The sequence below is a fragment of the Varibaculum vaginae genome (assembly GCF_900604285.1).
Taxonomy (GTDB): domain Bacteria; phylum Actinomycetota; class Actinomycetes; order Actinomycetales; family Actinomycetaceae; genus Varibaculum; species Varibaculum vaginae.
Window position 1 is genome coordinate 1,031,068 of sequence record NZ_UWNY01000001.1, and the last position, 18,759, is coordinate 1,049,826.

Below are 18,759 nucleotides of genomic sequence, written 5' to 3' on the forward strand. Positions count from 1 at the left end.
ATCTTTTCAGCGTCGCCATTAGTTAGCAAAACCGTCCCAAAAGCGGTATGTATCGTCCGGGAAACCAGCTGCTATTTCCAGCCAGGAGGGAGTTCTTGGGAGTGTAAAGTGACTAGGCGGCGGGTGGGGCGGGTCATGGCCACGAATAGATTCCCAACGCTTTCGGCACAAATATGGGATGGCTCCAGCAAGATTACGCTGTCAAACTCTAACCCTTTAGCGGTAACCGCATCTAGAATGCATACTCGATCGTTAATCGGGTCAGTACCAATCTTGAACGGAAGCTGTGAAGATAGATGCTGGAAAGTAACCAAGTCATGCTGGCTGCAGACGAGAGCGATCCTGCCTCTGTCTTTCCCTAAACAGGTATCAAGGTAATCCAATTCTTCTTTAAGCACTTGTTCGACGCTAGCAGCGTCAATTGTGACAACCTTTTCGGTTAGTAGCGAGTTCGGGTCTTGCCTGACCGCTTGTACTGGATAAGGGGAGGGGCGGCCTGCGGCTGTAGTGACCTGCTCAGCCAAATCCATTATTTCCTTCGGAGTGCGGTAACACACCGTTAAATAGGCTTCTTCCTCCAGAGCATCAGCGGCCGGTCCCAGTAGCTGGTGCCACGAAGAACCTCCCGAGGAGATACGCTGCGCTAAGTCACCGACCACGGTAAAAGAGCGCGAGGGGCAGCGCCGCAGTAGGCTCCGCCAATCCATCGGGGAAAGTTCTTGCGCCTCATCGACCACTACGTGCCCGTAGGTCCAGGTTCGATCCTGATAGGCCATTTCCGCCAAAGAAGATTGTTCAGCGCTGGCGCCGGCCCGGCTGGCCAAAATTTCCGCGGACACGATTCCTCCCCCCAGGCCTTGTCCCTCGATAGCCGCTTGCGCACGAGACTGTTCCTGTTTACGGGCAAAAGCACTAGCCTGCTGGGAGCTGGGGGAGGAAGAATTAGGGAGATCTCCCAGCAGTTCCGCCAATTCATCCAGTAAAGGCACATCGGCAGGGGTGAATTCCGCTTGTTTGGGACGATAAAGAATTTCTTGCTCGGTATCGTTAAACTCACTGGCAAAGCGAGCGAGAAATGCGGGATAGGCGTACAAGCGTCGCAAAAGATTCTGCGCTGAGTAAGGCAGCCAACACAGATTGACTGCGCGGCGCACATTCAAGTTAGAACGCAAATCTTCACGCACCAGGGCGCGTTCGGAAAGAGAATCCCGATCGATTTCAATTTCTCCCAGGCCGGCAGTACTAGCAGCCGCAGCTAACTCGGCTTCTTCGCGGCGATTTTCAGTGTCTAAATATTGGTCTGTTAAGGAATCAAGAACATAGTTAACAAAAATCTCGCGTGCTTGGTTGTGGGGTTTACCACTTAAACGCGCCCGGCGAATTGCTTCTTTAACTGTTTTGGGACGCAGAGCCAGTTTGCTGGAGCCCACCAAGAGAATTTGGTTGTCATCGGGAACTCTCTGTAGGGAACGAACTGCCCGCTTAATTAATTTTACCCAACGTAAATCTCCTTTGAGGGTAGCGATCTTGGGGTGTTCTTTCCCCTCGGCGTGAATTCCCGGCAACAAAGTTGCCATAGTGCTAGAAACCACCCCGGTTTCCCCTAGAGCCGGAAGTACTTGCTCAATGTAACGCAAAAAGGCAGAGGAAGGACCTACTACCAAAACTCCGGATTTAGCTAGACGCTCTGCCTGTTCATAGAGTAAAAAAGCAGCTCGGTGGAGAGCCACGGCAGTTTTGCCGGTGCCAGGTCCGCCTTGAATTACCAGAATCTGAGAGGTATCTGCGCGAATTATCCGGTCTTGCTCGCCTTGGATGGTGGCGACAATATCGCCCATATGTCCAGAGCGTCCCGCTTGTAATGCTGCCAGCAGCGCGCCCTCTCCCTGTAGCTCAATCTGTTTGTCTCTAGCATGAGACAAGTCGAAGGCTTCGTCTTCCAAAGAAATTACCTGCCGACGATGCAATCCGATGTGCCGCCGGCTAGCCATTCCTAAAGGGTGCCGTGCGGTTGCTTGGTAAAAGGGAGTTGCTGCCCGGGCACGCCAATCCATTAAGACCTGCGAATGATTTTCATCTTGTAGTCCCACTCTGCCGATATAAAAGTTTTCGCCCTGGAGGGGAGTTAGCTGGCCAAACACTAGGTGCTCTTCTACTTGCTCCAGGCGAGCAGCTTGATCTCCCAGATGGGCGGCCATCACGTCCCGCTCAGAGCGGTTTTGGGGAGAGCCGGTGGCTCCATGAGCCTGAATCTGGCGTTGGCGCTGACGGTAGCGGATACGGGCGTCATCAAGAACCTGGTATATACCGTCAACTGCCGCTTGCTCGCGGGCCAGTTCTGCTGGATCGTTCAAGAATCGCCCCTTTCATATGAAAAAAGTAGGCATCTATTCTAGCGGTTTAAGATGAAAGCCCATAGTTGGGGCGAGCGGCAGGTGCGTACCTAACAGTATCCAGGTAGGCTGGAATACAGAATGGAGGGTAGATGACAAAGCGAAGCCGTTTTATAATTCCCGGTCCCGCTTATGAAGATACGCAGGCCGAAGTGTTGCTCTATGCCTTTTCTGGGGCAATAGATTCTGGCGATATTGGGGGAATGATTATTGAACAGCTCTTGCATGCCCTCCCGCATGAAGAAGTTGCTCGTTTTGCCCTAGAAACCGTGCTGGACTATCGGGCGCGTCGCCCCCGAATCACTATCGAAAACTGGACGATGACCGATATGCGTTATCCCAGCTGCACCCTTGAGCGGATTACAGATTATTCTGGGCGTAATATCTTGCTGTTGCGCGGTCTGGAACCAGACATTAACTGGGAAGATTTTTCTTTGGCGATCTTTGAAGTTTGTCAGAAAATGGGGGTTAAGCAGGCAGTGGATCTGATGGGGATTGCCGCTAATATTCCTCACACCCGGATACCATTTATTAACCAAACTTCCCCGAATCCTGATCTGTTACCTCCTCAGACCGAGATGCCGGGTACATTCATCATCACTGCTTCTTTTGGCCAATATTTGCAAATGCTGTTCAAGATGATTTCGGTACAGGCGCGAGGAATCGTGGTGGGCGTTCCCTATTACCTGGCGGATGGACAGTTCCCGCCGGGAGCAGTCAGTGCTATCCAGTACCTGTCCGAAACTTTGAATCTGGATTTGCCGATGGGGGATTTGGAAGCAGCCAGCGCTCAAATGACCCAGGAAATAAACCAACAGTTAGACGAAAATCCCGAGGCTCGAGAACTCGTGGAAAAAATGGAGCAGCATTACGATGAAGCGCTAACTCAACCCTGGGGGGAGTTGCACCCCAAATCTTTGGCTGAGTCGGTAGATTCTCGTTCCGGAGATGCCATTGCCGAACGTATCGAAAGGTTCTTAGCTCAGGTAAAGCCGCAAGACTCTCAGGAAGAGGCCGCTGACAGACTATTAGGGGGGCGTGACGATCTGTTGGCCCATCTAGCCCAAAAGGTGGCTTCGCGTCAGCTGCTCGATAGTGATCCGAAAATCTCCGGAAAGCTGGGACGGTCGCCCAAAGAGCGGAAACAAAATATTCCCGAGGATGAAAATCTTTGCTTAGAATCCGGGCAAACAGGCCTATCTAACCAGAAAAGTGCGGTTGCGTCTGGGGAAAAAGCTTTTGAAAATCCCTCTAAAGGCAGACGTTTTCCTCCCCGTCGCTCGCATCTAAAATCCCGGAAAACCAATAACTGTTCTCGGGCTTCCCAGGTAGATCTGCCGACTCCACCTCCACCGCCTGAAAGTAAAAACCTGGATTCTAATGGATATGAACCGGGCGCAGCTAGTGATCCTGGGGAAAGTGGAAAGAACTGACCCGTGAGTAAAGCGCCCCAGGCTGCTGCCGCTAAACGTGATTGGGGCAGCGATGATACTGGTACGAATATCCTCCACGTAGATATGGATGCGTTCTTTGTAGAGGCTGAGATTCTACGCAATCCCGAGTTGCGGGGAAAACCAGTAATTGTGGGGGGCAAAAGCAATCGGGGAGTAGTATCTTCGGCCTCATATGAGGCGAGGGCGCAAGGTGTGCACGCCGCCATGCCGGTCTCCCAAGCTAAACGGCTGTGTCCACAAGCGATAGTGCTTGCTTCGGGGCACAGTTACTATTCGGCGCTTTCCAAAAAAGTAATGGCGATTCTAGGGGAAATTACTCCGGTTATGGAGCAGATTTCGATTGATGAGGCTTTCTTAGATGTCTCGGGTTCACGTCGACGGTTGGGCACTCCGGTGAAAATCGCTCAGCTGTTGCGTTCTCGGGTGCGAGATGAGCTTTCCTTGCCGGCCTCTGTCGGCATAGGGCGCAACAAGTTGGTGGCAAAAATAGCTTCTGCGCACGCTAAACCCGATGGGATTTTACTGGTGCCTGCAGACAGAACTATAGATTTTTTGCGAATCCTTCCCGTGGGAGCCATCCCCGGGATTGGAAGTAGTGCGGGAGAGAAGCTACAGCGGAAGGGGATATCGACAGTTGGACAGCTAGCTGCTATAGATATTTCCCAAATGAATTCCCTATTTGGAAAAGCTATGGGGGTACGCCTGTATCAAATGGCGCGGGGGCATGATTCTCGAAAAGTCGGTACTAGCAGCAAAGAAAAATCTATTGGAACCGAGATCACATTTCTTCAGGATGTGCACTCGCGGGAAACGATTTCCGTAACTTTACTGGATCAATCCCACCAATGTGCCGCGCGGCTGCGGGCTAATAATCTTTTGGCCGGAAACGTCACTTTAAAATTGCGAGCCGCAGATTTTCGTACTTGGACTCGTTCTCGTACCCTGCGGCAGCCCACTGACGTGGCTAGGGATATCGCCCAGGCAGCTTTGGGGTTATTTGCTAAAGAAAATTTCCCTAAAGGAGGGATTCGCCTAGTGGGGGTAACTACTAAGGAACTGACTTCCGCAGTTTCGGGAGTGCAAATGTCTTGGGGGAGGGACTCTCGTGGGCGGGCAACCGAAGTGGCAATGGGTAGAATCCGTGAAAAATTTGGTGATGTTTCCTTACGTCCCGCTACTCTAGTTACGCCCGGCAAGAAGGTATCCGGTTATGGAATTGAATCTCACTGACGTAGAGTTTTGTTTTATGCTGGGAGTGTCGATGCGGAAAGGAGTGAGCCACTATGGGGCTATCTGAGAAAGAAAAACAAATTTTGGCAGAGATGGAACGTCAATTCTCCGATGTCCGCGTGGCAGAATCTCCGGCTGAAGATCGTTCAGCCCAGGAAAAAACGCAAAAGCTTAATCTTTCTCCGCGTTTGCTCGCCACTATGACCTTACTGATTTTGATAGGAATTGCCCTGTTGGTGGTGGGGATTTCTGTTTGGACGATTTCTAAGTTTTTGGCAGTTGCTGTGGCTGTAGTCGGTTTTATAGTGGTGCTTTTTTCCGTGACTATGCCGATGAATTCCCGTTTAGCTGACTTTGGGGTAAACCCCAATAAATCCGCAGGAAACCCTAGTTCTTCTGTTAAAAAATCCCGTTCAGGTCGTAGTTTTAAACAGCGGCAAGCAGATAAATGGGATCGTCGCAACGGTCGCCGCTAGCTGGTAACCAGATTTCTTCCTCTCAGTTTTCATAGCTGTTCTCCTGCCAGAATCCCCTTTCGTCATCTGGTAGTCTTTGCGTTCTCTTTCAGGCTCTCTTTACTCTTGTAAATTCAATTTTTTCCCATTGCTCTTGTGCTTTCGCTTGCTGGGGAGTTTGTATTTTGATCCTCTTTTCCAGGCTAAATCATTACAGTAATCGCTAGTTTTTACTCCACGTCCTAAAAATCTAGTAAACGCAGGTTAAGTGGGTAATTTTTCTCAATTTTTTCGTAAATCTCTGCAATTTGCTACTAAGGTGGGGGAAAGTGGGGTAAAGTGGAGTTATCTGGCTGGAAAGGAGGAAGTGCTTATGTTCTTAGGTACCTACGAACCTAAAATGGACGATAAAGGGCGCTTAATCCTTCCTGCTAAATTCCGGGAGCAGCTAGCCTCCGGTTTGGTGATTACCCGAGGTCAAGACCGTTGCCTCTATGTTTTTCCAGTGCGTGAGTTTGAAGAGATGTATCAAGAACTGCGCAGGGCTCCACTATCCTCCCGTCAGGGGCGCGACTATGTGCGGGTAATGCTTTCGGGGGCATCGGATGAAATCCCCGATAAACAAGGCCGCATAGTGATTCCTCCGCAGTTGCGTACCTATGCCGACTTGGGAAAACAGCTGGTGGTCATCGGTGCCGGTGCGCGAGTTGAAATCTGGAATTCCGCTTCCTGGAATCAGTACCTGGCTGAACAAGAGGAAGCTTTTTCACAAACGGGAGAGGAAGTGATTCCTGGAATGTTCTGACTTGGAGAGCCTGGTCTTTTCCCGAATGCTCTGATGCCTCTTCCCCGGTAGCAGATCTTCGGGGAAAGCCCTGGTTTTCCAAAATCTGCGTAGTAAAATCCCGAATCTCCCTAAGGAACAATATGTCGCAAAGCGTTAATTTCACTCACCAGCCGGTGCTGGCTGAGCGCTGCATTGCGCTCTTAGGGCAGGGGATTAAGCAGGTGGGAACCGAAGGGTGTGCCCTAGTCATTGATGCCACCTTGGGGCTGGGGGGACACAGTGAACTAATTTTACAGACCTATCCCCAGGTGCGCTTAGTTGGTATAGACCGAGATAAGCAGGCTTTAGCTAGGGCTTCAAAGCGTCTGCGGGAACACTCTGCGCGTTTCACGGCAGTGCACGCCACTTATGATGCTATTGATCAAGTTGCCGCGGCCTATAGCAGCGAAGAATATCCCCTTGCCGGTGTGTTAATGGATTTAGGGGTCTCCTCGATGCAGCTAGATGATACCGCTCGTGGTTTTAGCTATTCCCGCGAGGCTGACCTAGATATGCGTATGGATCAAAGTAGCGGGAAAACTGCTGCGGATTTACTAGCCGAGCTTTCAAGCTTGCAGCTGGCTGAGATCTTGCGTAAATGGGGAGAAGAAAGGTTTGCTTCCCGGATAGCTCGGGAAATAGTAAACGTACGCGAAAAAAAGCCCGTCACTTCCTCTGCGCAGTTAGTAGAAATTGTGCGGGCGGCTATTCCTGCGCCTGCCCGGCGCAGCGGGGGTAATCCGGCAAAAAGGACATTCCAAGCGCTACGGATAGCGGTTAACCAGGAGCTTAGCATCCTCGGTGATGCCTTGCCCAAAGCCTTACAGGTATTGGCGCCGGGGGGAGTCCTGGTGGTTGAGGCTTATCAATCTCTAGAGGATCGGATAGTCAAACGCGCCTTTCAGCAGGCAGTGGCACCGGCAACCCTGGACGGGATTCCACTAACTGATCCAAAAACTTTCCAATTGTTGATCAACGGAGCAGAAAAAGCCGGCGAGGCAGAAATGGAAAATAATCCTCGGGCTGCATCGGTGCGGTTGCGAGCGATTAGCAAATTAAAAGCGGAAGCAGAAAGGAACGGGGAATAAAATGGCTAATTCCGCCGCCATACGACCAGTATCGCCAATTCGCAGGAGGCCGGTTCATACCCCGGAGCTTCGTCGCCTGCAAGTAGTGGGGGAAACTCGCACTCATAACAAGCGTTCCCCGCTACTGGTGAAAATCTTCGCTGCTGCTTTGACTCTGCTGGCGTTAATCGTTTCCCCGTTACTTATCAATACGCAAATGGCGATTATTTCTTACCAAATTCATGATGATCAAGTGCAGTTGGCACAATTGCAAGAAGATAACCAAAAGTTAGAGTCCCAGGTTCAGGCAAAATCTAGCCCAGAAAAAGTCCGGGAAGCGGCTTTAGCTGACGGTTATGTGCCAGCTGGAGAAACCGGATACGTTACCCTAAAGACAGGTAAAATTGAGGGAGGCACCCCTCCGAAACAGGAAACTAAGGAACAATAGGTATCTATGACCGGGAAGAAGCGAAGCAATTCGCAGGCGAAGGGCGCTTCTTCGCAGGGTAAAAAAACTTGGTCTTTAGAGGCAGTAATCGCAAATAAAAGTGAGGGGCATTCCCCTGTGCAAGCCCCTATAAGTGCTGCTTTATCCAGCGGAGTGGCTAGGAAACGCGGACGTCTCTTGCTAGCAATGGTGTTATTTATACTGGCCATGTGTGGCGTAAGGCTCTTCGAATTGCAGGTAGTACAAGGACCAGCCTTAGCCGATGCTGCAACCGATGCGCGCACTAGTTCCACCCAGATTGTGGCCAAACGGGGCGACATTATTGACCGTAAAGGAACCGTGCTCGCCACCTCGATTGAGGTCTACAACATATCGGTGAATCAACTTCTAGTGAAGGACTATATTCATCGGGAGATAGTTGACCGTGACGGAAAAGTTGTTATCGATAAAACAAAACTGCGCGACCCCGGAAATCGCGAAAAAATCGTGGGAACAGGAGCTGCGGAAGCGGCTCGACAATTGGCGCCAATATTGGACATGAATCCTGCGGAACTGGGCGGGAAAATGGTAGGTAAAAAGGGCTTCGTTTATCTCGCAAAAAATGTTAGCGCGGAAAATTGGCGGAAAATTCGTAATCTAGCAATTGACGGTATCGACGGAGAACGACGCTATCAGCGGGAATATCCTAATGGGGCGACAGCTTCCTCAATTTTGGGCTTTACCGATTATGAGGGCGCGGGGCAGGCGGGAATCGAAGCTACCCAAAATAGTTTGCTGGAGGGAGTGCCCGGAAAAAGAACTACCGAGATATCACCTTCGGGACAAATTATTCCCGGTGGAACTGATACTTTGAAGGCTGCTAAGCCTGGGAAAACTCTGAGGTTAACTATCGATGCTGATTTGCAAAATATTGCCGAGGACGCCATCAATAGTAAAGTTTCAGAAGTTGGCGCGCAATGGGGAGCGGTAATAGTCCAACGGGTTGGAAATGGGCAGATTCTAGCGCTCGCAGATTCAGGAAATGAGCCTCCAGAACAGGTGCGTAGACGTACCTCGGGAACTACCGGTTCGCGGGCAGTGCAATATACCTACGAGCCAGGGTCAACTGGAAAATTGGTTACTTTTGCTACTGCTCTGGAACAAAAAAAGATAAATCCTTTAACTCCGATTGAGGTTCCCTACAAAATTACCATCGGAGGTCAGACTTTCCGTGATGCGGTGGAGCACCCAGCGCAAAGGATGACTGCCACCGGAGTGCTGGTGGAATCTTCAAACACCGGTACTGTCCAAATTGGGCAAATGGTTACTGATCAGCAACGCTATCAGATGATGAAGGCTTTAGGGTTGGGACAAAAAACCGGAGTCGAGATGCCGGGAGAGTCGGTAGGTGTGATTGGCAAACCCGAAGAATGGGACGGTCGCCAGCGCATGACTACTATGTTTGGTCAGGGCATGGCTTGTACCCCGATGCAGATGTCAATGACGATTTCAACTATCGCTAATCATGGAGTTTGGGTAAAACCACACCTGGTAGAGGGATATCAAGACTCCCAAGGAGTTTTGCATAAAAATAAGCAACCGGCAGCAAACCAGAAAATGGATCAAAACGTTGCCGCCACTTTAGTGCGGATGATGGAATCGGTTCCGGTTCATGAAAATGTGGCAAAGTCCGCGCAGATATCTGGGTATCGTGCTGCAGGCAAAACCGGTACCAGTGAAATTATTTCAAGTTCAGGTTCAGTAGAAGGGGTTATCGCTTCGTTTGTGGGACTGGCTCCCGCAGAAAATCCGCAAATATCAGTCTCAGTTGTCGTCTACAATCCCAAATCTGGTTTTTATGGGGGTGCGGTCGCTGGCCCGGTATTTTCGCAGGTAGCTTCGCGAGCTCTGACATTGTTAGATATTCCTCCTTCCACGGCTCAGCCGCAGTTATACCCCCTGAAAGCTTCCTAGGTATTCTGAGAAGGCATAGATCAATAACATAGGAGCGGTTAAATGTGGACACTGGGGTGGATTGCTCAGGCGCTAAACCAACCATGTAAGAATCCCGATATTAAAGTTACTGGACGGGTGGTAACCGATTCTCGTGTAGTTCAACCAGGGGATTTATATGTAGCTCGTCGCGGTGAAAACTCTGACGGACACCGCTACCTGGAAGCAGCCTTAAAAGCCGGAGCTGCGGGAGCCCTGGTTGAACGCGCAGAATTTGCCGAGCAAGCGGGGATTCCCTATGTGCAGGTTCCGGAAGCAACTCGCGCCTTAGGGTGGTTAGCGCATGCGCATCTAGCGAATTTACGTGCTAAAGGCGCAGGGAAAAAACCAGTTTGTGTGGGGATTACCGGTTCTGCGGGTAAAACTACTACCAAGGATTTATTGGCTACCTTATTGCAACTGCGCGGAGAAGTCGTAGCTCCTGAAAAGTCTTATAACAACGAGGTCGGGGTACCTTTAACTATTTTACGTGCGGATGAAACTACTGACTTCTTGGTGCTAGAGATGGGAGCATCCGGCCCAGGGCATTTGGCGCTATTAACCGCAATTGCTCCTCTGGATATGGCGATTGAATTGATGGTGGGTCACGCTCATCTGGGTGGATTCGGAAGTATAGAGGGGCTGGCACAGGCGAAGGCAGAACTGCTTTGGGGACTGCGCAACTTTCCGGGAAAGCGGTATTGGCCACTAAGTGATCCCGCTTGGCAGGAAAAACAAGTTTTTAAACAAGATGGTTATACCGATAGTTTTCCAAAAACTAACGCTATTCCCTCCCTAGCAATCCTTAATCTTAACGATGAAAGAGTACGTCAAATGGCTTCTGGGCAGGGGGTGCGCTATTTTGGGGAGTTAAAAAATGCTGCTGACCAGAAAGAAGCGAAAAATTTCGTTGGAGTATATGCTTCCCAAGTAGAGGTTGATGATCAAGGGCGAGCAGAGTTTTTAATTACTCGCGGGCATGAATCAATGAAAGTGAAATTAGGTCTGATAGGCCGGCATAATGTCACTAATGCTTTGGCGGCAGTAGCTGTTGCTACTGAACTGGGGGTTAGTTTTGCAGATGCCACTCGCGTCCTCGAAAAGGCTCATCCCTTATCGCGGCACCGCTTGGACGTACAGGAAATCGGAGACGAAATTACGGTAATCGACGATTCCTACAATGCGAATCTTGATTCGATGCGTGCCGGAATCAGAACTTTAAAGACAATAGTCCAGGCTAAGGGGCGAGGACGCGCGATTGCAGTACTGGGAGAGATGTTGGAACTAGGAGCAGATTCTGCTAGCCACCATCGTCTAGTTGGCCAGGCTTGTTTGGAAGCAAACTTGGAGCTAGTTGTAACTGTGGGCAACGCAGCAAAGCCTATTTACCAGACAGTTTTCGGCCACGCCGAGGTGCAACACTGTGAAAATGCCGAGCAGGCGCTTAAAGTAGTTAAGCAGGTTCTAGCTCCCGGCGATACGGTATTGATTAAAGGATCTAACGGATCTGGAGTCTGGAAAATCGCAGATGCCCTGACAGGAGGTGGCGAGGGCTAATGGTGCCTTTGGGGATAGCGCTTTTAACCTCTCTAGTTATCTCGTTGGCGGGGACGCCGGTGTTAATCCGGCTCCTCCGTAAATATCAATATGGTCAGTTCATCCGAAAAGATGGGCCTACCGCCCATTACACCAAACGGGGTACCCCCACGATGGGGGGAATCGTAATAATCCTAGCTACGCTTGGTGGTTGGGTTGGTGCACATATTGCCTCCTGGACCCTCCCTGGCCCATCAGGTTGGTTACTAATGCTCCTGATAGTGGGGCTGGGGTTCATCGGATTCTTAGATGATTACATTAAGATTTCCCGGCAGCGTTCACTAGGTTTAACCGCATGGGCGAAAATAGCTGGGCAATTGGCAATAGGTACCACTTTTGGGGTACTGGCTTTACTATTTCCCCGGCAGGAGGAAACCGGGATTTCGATTACTCCTGCTTCCACAAAAATTTCCCTGGTGCGCGACGTAAACGGGCTGGATCTTGCATTCGCGGGTGTCGTGGTGGCTTTTATCCTCTTTGCGTTATGGGCAAATTTTCTTATCGCTGCCTGGTCAAACGGAGTAAATCTGACCGATGGCTTAGATGGTTTAGCCGCAGGATCTTGCCTATTTGCTTTCGGGGCATATACCGGGGTAGCTACCTGGCAGTTCTACCAGCGTTGTCCGCTTAGGGAAGTAGCTCCGCAAGTGATGGACGCTTGCTACGAGGTACGCGATCCGGCAGATTTGGCCATAATCTCACTGTCAATAGTAGGAGCCTGTTTTGGATTCTTATGGTGGAACACTTCTCCTGCGCAAATTTTCATGGGGGACACCGGCTCTCTCGCCCTCGGCGGAGCTTTTGCCGGGTTATCGATTCTCACGCGTACCGAGTTTCTAGCCGTCATCATCGGTGGGTTGTTTGTGGTAATTGTGATGTCAGATGTTATCCAGGTGGGAGTATTTAAATTGACTCGGAAACGAGTGTTTAAAATGGCGCCCCTGCATCACCATTTCGAGTTAAAAGGGTGGAAAGAAGTAACCATCGTAGTTAGATTCTGGATTATTGCTGGCCTCTTTGCGATTGTGGGAGTTGCCCTGTTTTATGCCGAATGGGTGGTTGCGATCCGGTGAAAAATCAAATATGGGCAGACCGTCGAGTTTGCATTATCGGTTTAGGCTCCTCAGGTCGCGCCTGCGCGGAAGTATTAACTACTTTAGGGGCAAAGGTATCGGGGATTGACGCTCAGGAAGAGGTAGTATCACGTTGCTGTCAAGAATATCCGAGAGCACAGTTTTACCAGGGAGACCAGGATAGCTGCGAAGGCATCCTCGATAAGATCACGCCTTCGTTAATAGTAGTTAGTCCCGGGGTTTCTCCGCGTCACAGTGCTTTTTCTTGGGCGGCAGAGCACCAGGTGGAGCTGTGGGGGGAGGTAGAGTTAGCTTGGCAGATTCAAAAAACTGCAACATCGCGACCCGATACCCCCTGGCTCACTATTACTGGCACTAACGGTAAAACCACCACCGTGGGGATGACACGTTCAATTTTGGAAGCTGCCGGGTATGAAGCCCTGGCGGTGGGAAATGTCGGATCTCCGGTGGTTTTAGCAGCGGCTAACGCTAAAGCCCAGGTATTAGCAGTGGAGCTATCTAGTTTCCAGCTTCACACTATCAGGACACTGTCACCACTGGCAGCTGTATGTTTAAATATAGATGCCGATCATCTTGATTGGCATGGTAGTCAGCAGGCTTATGCGGCAGCGAAAGCGCGGGTTTATGAACGTACCCAGAAAGCCGCGATTTATAACCAGCAAGCTCCCCAAACTCTGCAAATGGTGTTGGATGCCGATGTAACCGAGGGATGCCGGGCAATCGGTTTTACTACCGGTACTCCTGATATCTTCCAACTGGGGATAGTCGAGGATATGTTGGTAGATCGGGCTTATAGCGCTAATCCTCATAAAGAGGCAATAGCGTTAGCTGGCCGGGGAGATTTCCACTACTACCAGGCAGAACCAGGGATTACTGTCCTTCAAGATGCGTTGGCTGCTGCTGCTCTGGCCAGGGCATTTGGAGTTGAGGCAGAAGCGGTACGTGATGGGATACGTTCCTTTGTCCCCCAGGCTCATCGTCGGGTAACGGTTGGTCGGGTAGCTGAAGTTACTTGGATTGATGATTCCAAAGCCACTAATACTCATGCGGCAGCGGCCTCCCTGTCTGGGAGTTCTCCTAATTCGGTAGTGTGGATTGCCGGTGGGGATGCCAAGGGACAATCATTTGACCATTTGGTTCAAGAAGTAGCCAAATATTTGCGTGGGGTAATTTTAATTGGAGAAGACCGCTCTGCCTTGCGCCAAGCGTTAGCTACGTATGCACCTAAGGTGCCGGTGGTTGAAGTTGTTTATCACGACGACATGATGTTTTCAGTGGTAAACGAAGCTGTAGCTCTTTCGCGCCCCGGGGATCAAGTAATTCTGGCTCCCGCGTGCGCATCTTGGGATCAGTTCGCTAGCTATTCCCAGCGAGGGGAAGCTTTTGCTAAGGCCGTGTCCCGCTTGGAGGCCTAGAATGGCCAAAGCTAAACCGGTTAACAATCAGCAGAAATCCCGCAACAGGGTTACCAGCGCAGTAACCGCAAAAATTCCTCGTATCAAAGTGGAACGAGCTCCTAGTTTTCGTTCGGATAACCCAGAGGATAAGCGTCGTTTGCTTACCTTGTGGCGTTCTCTGACCCGTAATCCGCTCTTCGACTACCAAATGCTATGGTTCCTGATTATCGCGCTGTCGCTCATCGGATTACTAATGCAGTTTTCGGCCTCAGTAATCCTGGAACTTTCAGCCGGAATTAATCCCTACTGGGGGATCATCCGTCCCTTCTTCATCATGGGGGCGGGATTTGTGGCCATGATTTTTATTTCGCGTTTATCTTCTGGCACCCTTGAGAACTATACTTTTTTCCCAATATTTCCCCTAGCCGTGGGGGGACAATTAGCTGTGTTCAGTGGCCTGGGACGTTCCCAGGGCGGTAACCGTAACTGGGTATACGTTCCTGGAATCAACCAGGTATTCCAGCCTTCCGAGTTCTTAAAAATTGCTTTTATTTTGCTGTTGATAACCGTGTTTATAAGCGGCCGCTGCCAAATTGATTCTCTTAGCTCCCTTGCAAAATGGGTGGGGCTACCGTTCCTGATTATCGTAGCCACGGTAATGGGTGGGCATGACATGGGAACCTTGTTGATTTTCGTTTCTGTTTTGCTGTGCGTATTGCTGGTGGCGGGAATCTCCATCCGTTGGTTGGGGATGGGAATCCTCCTGCTCGCCCTGGGGGCGGTAGGTGCGGTGTTGGCATCTTCGTCGCGTCGTCGTCGAGTGCTTTCCTTTTTGAATCCGTCACAGGCAGATCCCATGGGATCGGGACTGCAACCCCTGCGTGCAAAATGGGGGTTAGGAACCGGTGGATTGACCGGGGTGGGGCCTGGGGCTTCCAGGCAAAAATGGAACTACCTTCCGGAAGCACACACGGATTTTATCTACGCAATTTTGGGTGAAGAATTTGGTTTGGTGGGAACGCTGCTGGTGCTGCTACTGTTCGGACTACTGGCTTGGATACTTTGCCGCCTGATTATTCATTCCGCTAATCCGGCAACTCGAATCTGTGCCGCCGGAACCCTGGGGTGGATAATCGCCCAAGCGTTAATAAATATCCTGGTAGTAATTGGGTTCTTACCAGTAGTTGGGGTACCACTACCGCTAGTATCCTCGGGGGGGTCTACTGCTTTGGCAACCTTGATACAAATGGGAGTGCTCTTAAGCTACGTGCGTGCAGAGCCGGGGGTAGCAGAGATGGCGACGCGCAGGCCAAAATATCTACGTGCCACTAGAGCTGTGAGATTGGGGAAACGCAATGGAAAATAAGAAATCGATACTCTTAGCGGGAGGTGGAACCGCCGGTCACGTGAATCCTCTACTCGCGGCCGCCAGGTGCCTACGGGATAAGGGATGGCAGGTAACGATTGTTGGCACCAGGGAAGGTAAAGAAGCCGAACTAGTTCCAGCAGCGGGATTTGAGCTTAATACCATCCCGCGAATCCCGTTACCACGTCGACCCTCGCTGCAGTTTTTTACTATCCCCACTCGGATGCGCTCCACTGTGCGGAAAATAGAATCCCTAATCCGGGAGAAAAAAGTGGACATAGTGATTGGGTTTGGAGGCTACGTGTCTACTCCCGCTTATTTAGCTGCCCGGAGCATGAACGTTCCTTTGATTATCCATGAACAAAATGCCCGTCCCGGTCTTGCTAATCGCTTGGGAGCACGTTGGGCAAAAGTAGTGTCTTTGACTTTTCCCTCTACCAAACTGCAGGCTAAGCGGGGCAAAACTGTTTGTATTGGACTGCCCTTACGTCCAGAAATAGCGACCTTAGCGAAGGAGCGGCAAGATCCACAGGGACTAAAACGGGAGCGACAGAAGGCTCTAGAATCTTTCGATCTTGATCCTAAATTGCCAACGCTGCTGGTAACCGGGGGATCTCTGGGAGCGCTTTCCCTAAACCAAGCTATGCAAGCCGCACTGGAAGAGTTGCCAGAAAATGTTCAGGTGATTCACCTAACTGGCAAAGGTAAAGATGCTCCTGTGCGTCAGCTGCTGCCTGTAGGATTACAGTCCCGCTACCGGATTTTAGATTACCTAGTAGATATGGAACGAGCGTTAGCCGCTAGTGATTTGGTGGTTTGCCGTTCGGGGGCGGGAACGGTTGCGGAGATGACCGCGTTGCAGCTGCCCGCTATCTACGTGCCGCTCCCAATTGGAAACGGAGAGCAGCGGCTGAACGCGGCAGATGCGGTAAAAAGCGGGGGAGCTCTGATAATAGATAACGCCAGATTTGATGCCAATTTCGTAACTGAAAAGGTAATTCCGCTGCTTTTGGCTCCTGGACGGCGGGCAGAAATGGCACGGTCTCTGCCTAAAGAGGGTACCGATGCCGTTGAGAAGTTGGCAAAAATCGCTGAGGAAGTACTTAAATGAGCGAGAAAAAATATCATTTTATTGGGGTAGGCGGAGCCGGAATGTCGGTGGTAGCACAGCTATTTTTCGCTCGCGGTTGGGAACTGACTGGCTCGGATAAAAACGATTCCACCAATTTAAAGAAACTGAGGGAACTGGGGATTAAATGTTGGGTGGGTACCAGACCTCAGCTGATTACCCCGGATACGACTATTGTCTATTCCAGTGCGATACACCCGGATAATCCGGAATTCGCGGCCGCTAAAGCCGTGGGGTGTAAGGTCATGCACCGTTCCCAGGCGCTGGCGCTCGCGGCGGCAGATCGCAAGTTTGTAGCGGTGGCAGGGGCTCACGGTAAAACCACCACTTCGGGAATGTTGGCGCAAACTTTGTCACAACTAGGAGCCGACCCTTCCTTCGCGGTGGGTGGGGTAGTGCGCCACTATCAAACTGGCGCTCACCTAGGTAAAGGTGATTATTTTATTGCCGAAGCTGATGAATCTGACGCCTCATTTCTGAACTATTGCCCGCAGTTAGCAATCATTACTAATATCGAGCCTGATCATTTGGACAACTATGGTTCTCCAGAAAAATTCGAACAGGCATTTTTTGACTTTGCTAATTGTGTTAAACCTGGTGGAACCGTGATTCTATGTACTGATGATCCCGGTTGCTGCCGGTTAATCGAACGGCTTCGTTCCCCGGGGGCAGCGACAGAAAACAAGAAAAATAGCCTTCGGATTCTGGGGTATGGAATCGAAAATCCTCCTGCCGATCTCGATCTGTTCTGCTCGGTCAAGCCACAGGGAGAAAATCCCGGCTCCGTGTCTGCAGATTATATCGTCGGGGAGGAGACCACGGCGGTACGCCTCCCGATCCCCGGGCGTCACAATCTATTAAACGCGGCGGCAGTATTTTTAGCTGCGCGGGTAGCCGGTTTTTCTAATGTAAATATCGCTGCAGTTCTAGGAGAGTTTTCGGGAACTGCTCGTCGCTTTGAAACTAAAGGTGAGATTGGAAGAATCCGGGTCATTGACGACTATGCCCATCACCCCACCGAGGTGCAAGCGCTCATGCGCCAGGCACGTGAGGCGGCTGCCGGAGGGCGAGTGCTGGCGCTTTTCCAACCGCATTTATATTCACGCACCCGTAATTTCGCTTCCCGTTTTGCCTCTGCTTTGGATTTAGCAGATCAGGTAATAGTATGCGACATTTATGGGGCTCGCGAAGATCCGATCCCTGGAGTTACCTCTAGAATCATCACTGAAAAAATGAGGCGCGGCAGTTACCTGGGAGATCGAGATGAAGCTGCCCGTGTCCTCGCTAAAGCTGCGCAGCCAGGGGATTTAATCTTAACAGTGGGGGCCGGGGACGTCACAGCAGCCGGGGCAGTTATTTTGCAGGCCTTAGCGGTAAGGGTTTCCCGTGACCACCCGTAAATCTTCTTTTTCACGCCGCCCAAAATCCACTGACGTATCGAAAAAATCTGTCGTGGATAAAAATCGCAGGTACGACGGCAGTAGAACTCGTAATGCGGTTTCTAAGCTGCGGGTACGGCAAGTTACTTTAGCTTCGAAAGATCGGGTGGTAATTTCTAGCGGTCTCGCCCAGAGGCGGCAGGAAATAGCCCAGGTTAAACGACGGCGACAGCTACGCCGTTCCACTATCGGTGCTCTCATTGTAATAGTAGTAGCGGCATTGGGATACTTGTTTTGGTTTTCCCCAGTTTTTGCCTTTGATCCCGCGCAAGTTCGGGTGATGGGAACCAGCGCCCAAGCGCCTGCCAAACAGGTACAAGACAAAGTGGCCGGCTACGCAGGTACGCCGTTGTTGCGACTACCGACAGGGCAGGTGGCTACTTCCCTACAAAAAGAAAATCCTTGGATTAAAGAGATACAGGTTAAACGGGAATTCCCCCAAGGGCTCGCTGTCTATCTGACCTTGCGCAAACCGGTAGGTAAAACTACAGAAGGCGCGGTGGTTGATCAAGAAGGAAAGACGGTACCTGCGAACGGATTTGAGGCCGCAAATCTGGCGGAGGTGGGTACCAGTTGTCCGCTGGCACACGCACGTGATTGTTTGAAGTCGGTTGCCCAGGTACTGTTATCTCTTCCCCCAGATCTTAAGGAAAAAGTCGCTAGTGCCCAGGCGGCTCGACTAGATAATGTTGAGCTAAAGCTGAAATCGGGAGCGAAGGTTGTTTGGGGTGCCAGCAGCGATAACCGGAAAAAAGCACAGGTTCTCACGGTGCTTTTGCAACGTGGAGGTAGTGTCTACAACGTCACCGATTATGCCCACCCTACTATTACTGGTTAGGGCACGCTCTAGGTGCTCCGCTTGAAAATGAGTTAGCAAGGTGAAAGAGGAATTTA

At 50.8% G+C, this 18,759-nt stretch carries 15 protein-coding genes; 14 read left to right on the forward strand and 1 reads right to left on the reverse strand.

Going from position 1 to position 18,759, the window contains the following annotated elements; translation table 11 throughout:
- Positions 1-71: 71 nt before the first annotated feature.
- Positions 72-2,354, reverse strand: a complete 2,283-nt coding sequence (locus tag EFB02_RS04390) for a HelD family protein (protein WP_122820351.1) — start codon at positions 2,352-2,354, stop codon at positions 72-74.
- 131 nt (positions 2,355-2,485) lie between these two features.
- Between EFB02_RS04390 and EFB02_RS04395 the strand changes: the two genes are divergently transcribed.
- The 14 genes from EFB02_RS04395 to EFB02_RS04460 all read left to right on the forward strand — a co-directional run bounded on the left by EFB02_RS04395 (position 2,486) and on the right by EFB02_RS04460 (position 18,703).
- A complete protein-coding gene (locus tag EFB02_RS04395) occupies positions 2,486-3,826 on the forward strand; it encodes a PAC2 family protein (RefSeq protein ID WP_122820352.1) in 1,341 nt (446 codons plus the stop codon).
- Positions 3,827-3,829: 3 nt separating this feature from the next.
- Complete coding sequence (gene dinB / locus EFB02_RS04400) at positions 3,830-5,077, forward strand: DNA polymerase IV (protein ID WP_122820353.1); 1,248 nt, start codon at positions 3,830-3,832, stop codon at positions 5,075-5,077.
- Positions 5,078-5,130: 53 nt separating this feature from the next.
- The gene (locus EFB02_RS04405; protein ID WP_122820354.1) at positions 5,131-5,553 is read left to right on the forward strand and encodes a DUF3040 domain-containing protein; all 423 of its coding nucleotides are present in this window, start codon (positions 5,131-5,133) and stop codon (positions 5,551-5,553) included.
- Positions 5,554-5,905: 352 nt separating this feature from the next.
- On the forward strand, positions 5,906-6,337 hold the full coding sequence (gene mraZ / locus EFB02_RS04410) for a division/cell wall cluster transcriptional repressor MraZ (RefSeq protein ID WP_122820663.1): 432 nt from the start codon (positions 5,906-5,908) through the stop codon (positions 6,335-6,337).
- 122 nt (positions 6,338-6,459) lie between these two features.
- Positions 6,460-7,446 carry a 16S rRNA (cytosine(1402)-N(4))-methyltransferase RsmH gene (gene rsmH, locus EFB02_RS04415; protein WP_122820355.1) on the forward strand — a complete coding sequence of 329 codons (987 nt, stop codon included), beginning with the start codon at positions 6,460-6,462 and terminating at the stop codon, positions 7,444-7,446.
- 1 nt (position 7,447) lies between these two features.
- A complete protein-coding gene (gene ftsL, locus EFB02_RS04420; protein ID WP_122820356.1) occupies positions 7,448-7,873 on the forward strand; it encodes a cell division protein FtsL in 426 nt (141 codons plus the stop codon).
- Positions 7,874-7,879: 6 nt separating this feature from the next.
- Entirely contained in the window at positions 7,880-9,826 is a 1,947-nt protein-coding gene (locus EFB02_RS04425) for a peptidoglycan D,D-transpeptidase FtsI family protein (RefSeq protein WP_122820357.1), read from the forward strand.
- Between the two features lie 42 nt (positions 9,827-9,868).
- A complete protein-coding gene (locus EFB02_RS04430) occupies positions 9,869-11,401 on the forward strand; it encodes a UDP-N-acetylmuramoyl-tripeptide--D-alanyl-D-alanine ligase (protein ID WP_122820358.1) in 1,533 nt (510 codons plus the stop codon).
- On the forward strand, positions 11,401-12,513 hold the full coding sequence (mraY, locus tag EFB02_RS04435) for a phospho-N-acetylmuramoyl-pentapeptide-transferase (protein WP_122820359.1): 1,113 nt from the start codon (positions 11,401-11,403) through the stop codon (positions 12,511-12,513). The genes EFB02_RS04430 and mraY overlap by 1 nt, the downstream gene beginning before the upstream one ends.
- The gene (gene murD, locus EFB02_RS04440) at positions 12,492-13,949 is read left to right on the forward strand and encodes a UDP-N-acetylmuramoyl-L-alanine--D-glutamate ligase (protein WP_122820360.1); all 1,458 of its coding nucleotides are present in this window, start codon (positions 12,492-12,494) and stop codon (positions 13,947-13,949) included. Before mraY ends, murD begins: the two co-directional genes overlap by 22 nt.
- Position 13,950: 1 nt before the next feature.
- Positions 13,951-15,297, forward strand: a complete 1,347-nt coding sequence (locus EFB02_RS04445; RefSeq protein ID WP_122820361.1) for an FtsW/RodA/SpoVE family cell cycle protein — start codon at positions 13,951-13,953, stop codon at positions 15,295-15,297.
- Positions 15,287-16,408, forward strand: coding sequence for an undecaprenyldiphospho-muramoylpentapeptide beta-N-acetylglucosaminyltransferase (gene murG / locus EFB02_RS04450; RefSeq protein ID WP_122820362.1), 1,122 nt, complete (start codon positions 15,287-15,289; stop codon positions 16,406-16,408). Before EFB02_RS04445 ends, murG begins: the two co-directional genes overlap by 11 nt.
- Positions 16,405-17,826 carry a UDP-N-acetylmuramate--L-alanine ligase gene (murC, locus tag EFB02_RS04455; RefSeq protein WP_122820363.1) on the forward strand — a complete coding sequence of 474 codons (1,422 nt, stop codon included), beginning with the start codon at positions 16,405-16,407 and terminating at the stop codon, positions 17,824-17,826. The genes murG and murC overlap by 4 nt, the downstream gene beginning before the upstream one ends.
- Positions 17,813-18,703 carry a cell division protein FtsQ/DivIB gene (locus tag EFB02_RS04460; RefSeq protein ID WP_122820364.1) on the forward strand — a complete coding sequence of 297 codons (891 nt, stop codon included), beginning with the start codon at positions 17,813-17,815 and terminating at the stop codon, positions 18,701-18,703. The genes murC and EFB02_RS04460 overlap by 14 nt, the downstream gene beginning before the upstream one ends.
- Positions 18,704-18,759 lie beyond the last annotated feature (56 nt).